Genomic DNA, 6,090 nt, shown 5'->3' on the forward strand with positions numbered 1-6,090 from the left:
GGAGGCGAGGGTGCAGGTCACCTCCTCGGCGTCCGGATCGAGCGCGGAGGGCATACCGGGCAGTTCCTGGCCCTTCTTCCCGTCGGCCGTCGGCGTGCGCGAGAGGGGTGCCGCGTGGGCCGGAACGGCCGCGGGCAGCAGCAGGGCGGCGGCGAGGCCGGCGCCGGACAGGAGGCGGGCGACCCCGCGGGCGGGCGCCCTCATCGGGGAGCCGCCTTCGGTGCCGCGGCCGCGACGTCCGCGGGGAGGAGGATGCGCAGGTCGTCCAGGGTGGGCGCGGCGAGCGAACTGAGCCGTCCTGCCTGGCGGGTGACCATCGACTCGACCACTTGGCGGGCCAGGCGGGCGTTGCCGAAGGAGCGGTCCCGGGGCAGCGATTCGAAGTACTCCTTGAGCAGCGGGCCGGTGCCGGGTCCGCACTCGTAGCCCATGCTCGCGGCCTGTGCGCGCACGATGGTGACCAGTTCCTCGGAGGAGTAGTCGGCGAAGGCGATCCGGCGCGGGAAGCGGGAGGAGAGGCCCGGGTTGGAGGCGAGGAAGCGCTCCATCTCGTCGGTGTAGCCGGCGACGATGACGACCACTTCGTCGCGGTGGTCCTCCATCAGCTTGAGCAGGGTGTCCACTGCCTCCTGGCCGAAGTCGGCGCCGGCGCCGCGCGGGGTGAGGGTGTACGCCTCGTCGATGAACAGCACGCCGCCGCGGGCCCGTTCGAAGACCTCGCGGGTGAGCTGGGCGGTGTGGCCGATGTAGCGGCCGACCAGGTCGGCCCGGGCCGCCTCGATGAGCTGGCCTCGGTCGAGGATGCCGAGCTGGGTCAGGATCTCCCCGTAGAGGCGGGCGACGGTGGTCTTGCCGGTGCCGGGTGGACCGGTGAAGACCAGGTGATTGCTGAGCGAGGGCACCGGCAGCCCGGCGGCGGCACGGTGGCGGGCGGTGGTGATGAGGTTGACCAGGTCCGCGACCTCGCGCTTCACCTCGGCCAGGCCGATCATGTCGCCGAGGCGGGTCAGCGGGTCGTCAGCAGGGGTGGCGGTCTCGGCGGCCGTCGCGCCGGCCGTGGCGGAGACGTCCTCCGGCAGCAGCAGCCGCAGGTCGTGCTCGCCGACCTGCGGCTGGCTGGCGAGGCGGACCGCCTGCCTGTCCACCATCTCCTCGAACACCCCGCGCGCGGCACGGCCGTTACCGAAGCCGGCGTCCCGCGGCATCGCCTCGAAGTGCGCGGCCAGCGCGGCCGCGGTGCCCTCGCCCAGCTCGTACTGGTGCTGGGCGCACATGTTCTCCATGATCGCGACCAGTTCGGGCACCGAGTAGTTCTCGAACTCGACGGTCCGCGAGAAGCGGGAGGCCAGGCCCGGGTTGGAGCCGAGGAAGGACTCCATCTCGCGGGAGTAGCCAGCTGCGACCACCACCACGTCGTCGCGGTGGTCCTCCATCAGCTTCAGCAGGGTGTCCACCGCCTCACGGCCGAAGTCGGCGCCGCCGTTGCCGCTGTCCGCGGTGAGCGTGTACGCCTCGTCGATGAACAGCACGCCGCCGAGCGCCCGTTGGAAGGTCTCGGTGGTCTTGATCGCGGTGCCGCCGACGACCTGCGCGACCAGGTCGGCGCGTGAGACCTCCACCAGGTGCCCGCTGCGCAGCGAACCCAGTTCGGCCAGGATCGCCCCGTAGAGGCGGGCGACGGTGGTCTTGCCGGTGCCGGGCGGACCGGCGAAGATCAGGTGCCGGCTCATCGGCGGGGCGGACATGCCGAGCTGTTCGCGGCGCTGGGCGAGCTGGGTCAGGTTGACCAGGGTGCCCACCTGCTGCTTGACGTTCTCCAGGCCGATCAGCGCGTTGAGGGCGCCGAGCGGGCCGTCCGCACGGTCCGGCGGGGGCGCGTCCGCGGCGCCGGAGCCGGCCGGGTCGGTGTTCTCGGCGCTGCCGGTGCCCCAGGCGTCCCGCTTGCCGTTGCCGGTGCTGTTGAGGCCCTCCACGGCGAGCCGTTCGCCGGGCGCGGTCTGCACCAGGCCGCCGCCCTCGTTCTCCCGGGCGAGGCAGTTCACCAGGGAGACCGGCGCGGTGGACTCCACCCGGAAGCCGTCCTGGGCGCCGCCGGAGACCTCGCAGCCGCTGAGCGAGGCGAGCGCGCCCTCGCGGAGCAGGAAACCGTGGCCTCTGGGTGCGTGCACCGCGGTGCGATTGGCGGTCAGCTCGCCGCCCGCGGCGACGACCACACCCTCCTCGCCGGATATCTCGACGCGGAAGTCGCGGACGGTGACGTTGCCGCCGTCCTCCACCACCAGGCCGCTGGTGGCCGTATCGGAGACCCCACCGCCGGCCAGGTAGAGAGTGCTGCCGGAGGCCACGCGTACACCCGCGCCTTTCGGCCGGACGATCTCGCAGTCCTCGGCGCGGCCGCGGGCGTCCTTGGCGGCCGCGATGCCGTCGCCGGAGGGCTCCACCAGCCGGGCCCGGCGCAGCAGCGGGTTGGCGCCGCCGCGCACCGCGATCGCGGGCGAGCCGCCGATCACCTCCAGGTGGTCCAGCTCCGGCGCCGAGTCCTCCTCCAGGAGCAGCCCGGTCTGGTCGCAGTCGCGGACCGTCAGGCCGGTCAGGGCCGGGGAGGCGGCCCCGGCGACCCGCAGCGCCGCGCCCTGCGCGCCGTCCACCCAGCAGTCCTCGAAGGTGCCGCGCGCCCGGTCGGTGACCAGCACGCCGTGCCCGCGAGTGCGCGAGACGCGGCAGCGGCGCAGCACCGGGTCGGTGCCCTGGGCCAGCGTGATCCCGTTCCCGGACGCTCCGGTGACGCGGACGTCCTCCAGCGTCGTACGGCCCGTGCTGCTCAGGTGCACTCCGGTGCTGGTGTCGTGCACCACGGTGCGGACCACCGAGAGGGCGCAGTTCTGCTCCAGGGCGATGGAGGGTTTGTCGGTGGAGGAGATGTCGCAGTCCTCGACGGTGCCGCGGGCCTCGCCGTTGGCGAGCAGGCCGTTGCCGCGGGCGTCGCGCACCGTGCAGCCGCGGATGCGTGCCTCGCCCTGCTCCGCGAGGACCAGGCCGCTGGTGCCCAGGTGTTCGAGGGTGCAGGACTCCACGGTGGTGGGCGTGGTCGAGGTGACCACGATGCCCGCGCCCTGCGAGTTGCTCACCCGGCAGTCCCGCAGCGCCAGTGAACCGGTGCCCCCGGCCAGCAGCGCGGTCCAGGCGGCGCCGACGACCTCGCAGCCGTCGAGCGCGGCCTGCCCACGCCGCACGTCCACGGCCGGCAGCTCGGCGTCGCCGCCGCGCAGGGTCACCTCGGAGAGCATCACGGCGTCGGCGCGCAGCGCGAGCACGCTGCCCGAGCGCGGCCGGATCTCCACGGTGCCCCGCCCCTCGGCGGCGGTGAGGGTGACCCTGGTGTTGATCACCAGGTTCTCCGCGTACGTCCCGGGCTGGACGCTGATGAGGGCTCCGGTACGGGCAACCGCGAGTGCCTCACCGATCGTCCGGTAGCGGTCCCGGTCCCCCTGACCGACCGTCAGTACCTGGCGCGACACGCACCAACCTCCTTGCCACGGCGGCGTCTTCAGCGGGCACCCCCTCTCCGGGGGCGCGTGTCGGCGAGCCGACGGTGTCATCATGCCTCGCCCTGGGGGCGGGCGGTGTCGAGAGGGGTGCTCTCGGTCTCTGGGCGTCCTGTCAGACGCTCCACTTCTGGTTGTCGGTCCCCGCGCAGCTCCACAGCTGCAGCCAGGCCCTGTTGTCCCGGTTGTTGTCCTTGATGTCGACGCACTTGCCGACGACGGTGTTGACCGGTCATGGCTGGCGTTCAGGACGAACTTCTGGGCGTCGTTGCCGCTGCACCGGGCGATCTGGATGGGGGAGCCGTCGTTGAAGTTCGCGTTGGCCACGTCCAGGCACAGGCCCTGGATGCGGATGGTGCCGTCGGAGGCGAACTGCCACTTCTGCGCGGGGGCGTTGTTGCAGTCCCACATGAACAGCTTCTTGCCGTCGCTGAAGTCATGGCCCGGTACGTCGATGCAGCGCCCCGAGAGGTGACTGCGAAAGGAGACGGGGGCACTGAGAGTCACGCCCGAACCGGCCTTCGGGGGCTGGTCCTTCTGGCCGTCGGACTTCGTCTCGCCGCCCTGCTTCTTCGGCTGCTCCTTCTGGCCGGCGTCAGTGGGCTCGCCCTCGCCCTCGTCCTTCGCCGGGGCGGACACGGGAGCCCTCTGCACCGGCTTCTCCTGCTTGTCGGCGTCCTTCTCGCCGTCGCCCGAGGGACCGGTGTCGGGCGAGGTCTCCGCGAACTCGCCCGGTGACTCCTCCGCGTTCCCGCCTAGCACGGTTCCCGCCGCCGCCGACCCCTTGCGGCCGTTGTCGTCGTTCCCGCCGAGCATCAGGAGCGGCACCGACACGAGCAGCGCCCCCACGACCGCGGCCCCGGCCAGCACCGCCTTGCCCGGCCGCCCCACCGGCCCGGTCCGCTGCTGCGGCCGGTCGATCGCGGTCACGGTCATGGTCCGCACGAGCGCCGGCAGCCGGCTCTTGGCCGCCGCGGCGGCACCGGGGTCGGCCTCGGCTTCGGACTGACTGCCGGAGGCTGCCCCGCTCTCGGGCCTGGTTCCGGCGTCGGGCTCTGCGGTCTTGCCCTGTGCGGCCGTCTCCTTGGCCTCGGCGGCCTCCGCCGTCTCCTCGGCCTCCGTACTGGCCTCGGCTCCGGTCTTCGCCTCTGCGGGCTCGGGCTTGGGCTCGGCGACGGTGGCGGCCACGGCGGTCGCGGTCGTCTCCTCACCGTCGGAACCGGACTCGGCACTCGGGGAGGTGGGGGGCTGCTGGGCCGAACGTGTCACGGGGTCCTCCCTGTGATGTGGGGCCAGGGTTCAGGAGAGCTGTCGGTCCGGGGGCCAGTACGGTCCGCTGTGCCGGAGAGGGCGCCGGGGCTCTCCTCCGTCGCGGCGTCCGCTGGGGGCGCCCCCTCAACGCCCGCCTCGCGTACGAGGCCGGGAAGACCGTCCGCCGGGACGAGAAGGGGGGCCGCGGCGCCCGCGTTGACCATCAACAGGGTGCCGGAACCGCTCAGTGAACGGGCCAACTCCCGTGCGGGAAGCGTGTCATGGTGTGCCGCGGAGATGAACTCGTGTGCCGATGAGGTGAACAACAGCACGACCGGCGCCCCGTCCCGCCCGGCGGCCATGAGCGGCCCGCCGTCCGGCCCGCGCACCACCGTGATCTCCGCCTCCGCGAGCGCCGCGAGCGCTTCGTCCACCGAGCCGTAGCCGGTGGCGGCCCGCTGCGCCGCCGCGTCCACCGGGTCGGTGGGCTCCGGCCAGCCGAGCACCCGAGCCGAGGGCCGGTACGCCGGGTTGGCGCGGTAGTCCCCCACACCCCCGCTCTCGTCCGACTGCCACTCCCCCAGCACCGCCCACTCCGGCGGCGTCCGCTCCTCGGTCCACTCCGGGTCGACCACCCCGATCCAGTGCCCTGGCGCCCGGCGGGCAGCGGCCCGCACGGCCTCGGGTATCACGGGCGAGTCGGTGGCGTCGGCAACAGGTGGCTCGGGGACGGCGGTCGGGCCGGAGCCATCGGGCACCACGGATAAGGCACCATGCCTGCCCTCTTGCCGTTCTCCGGGCAGCATCTTCACCTGAACTCTTCGGTCCGTACGAATTCTTGGGTGCCGCACGACATGCGCGCACGCCGACATTGATCAGATCGGGGAGCCAACAGGATGCCACACGAGCCCCGTCCGTGGGGGGTTGGGGAAGATCCGTATCGGGCGCCCGCGTGCCCGTTTGCTGCCCGAGTGGAGAACTTTCCGGGAGCAGTGAGGCGTGGGTGGACAAAGCGATGGGGCGGTTGGGGTGGGTGGCTCTGCTCTCGTCCCCACGACGGGCTAAGTTGGGTACGCCCTCGGGCCCGTCGACGTACAGGTGCCTTCCGCCCGGACGTCCAAACCAGGGCCGTACGGAAAAACCTCGCAGCTCGGAAAGGCATCGGATCGGTCTGCGGCCGCCACCGCGGCGGGTAACGCGGAACTCGACGGCCAGGAGACCGAACCGAACTGGCTCACGACGCGGCACTTGCCCAACGCCGGCAAGCTCGGCGGGCGTTGGGCAAGTGCCGCGT

Annotated in this window: 2 protein-coding genes and 2 pseudogenes; all 4 read right to left on the bottom strand. The window is 72.8% G+C overall.

Annotation, left to right across the window (positions count from 1 at the left end; genetic code table 11):
- A pseudogene (locus ACTWQR_RS55075) lies at positions 1-204 on the bottom strand (S8 family serine peptidase); the annotation flags it as partial.
- Positions 201-3,518 carry a right-handed parallel beta-helix repeat-containing protein gene (locus tag ACTWQR_RS55080; protein WP_443234903.1) on the bottom strand — a complete coding sequence of 1,106 codons (3,318 nt, stop codon included), beginning with the start codon at positions 3,516-3,518 and terminating at the stop codon, positions 201-203. The gene ACTWQR_RS55080 and the pseudogene ACTWQR_RS55075, both read right to left, overlap by 4 nt.
- 318 nt (positions 3,519-3,836) lie before the next feature.
- Positions 3,837-4,481, bottom strand: a pseudogene (locus tag ACTWQR_RS55085) (ricin-type beta-trefoil lectin domain protein); the annotation flags it as partial.
- A gap of 329 nt (positions 4,482-4,810) precedes the next feature.
- On the bottom strand, positions 4,811-5,602 hold the full coding sequence (locus tag ACTWQR_RS55090; protein ID WP_443234904.1) for a type VII secretion system-associated protein: 792 nt from the start codon (positions 5,600-5,602) through the stop codon (positions 4,811-4,813).
- Positions 5,603-6,090 lie beyond the last annotated feature (488 nt).

This window comes from Streptomyces sp. 2A115 (genome assembly GCF_052245575.1).
GTDB lineage: Bacteria > Actinomycetota > Actinomycetes > Streptomycetales > Streptomycetaceae > Streptomyces.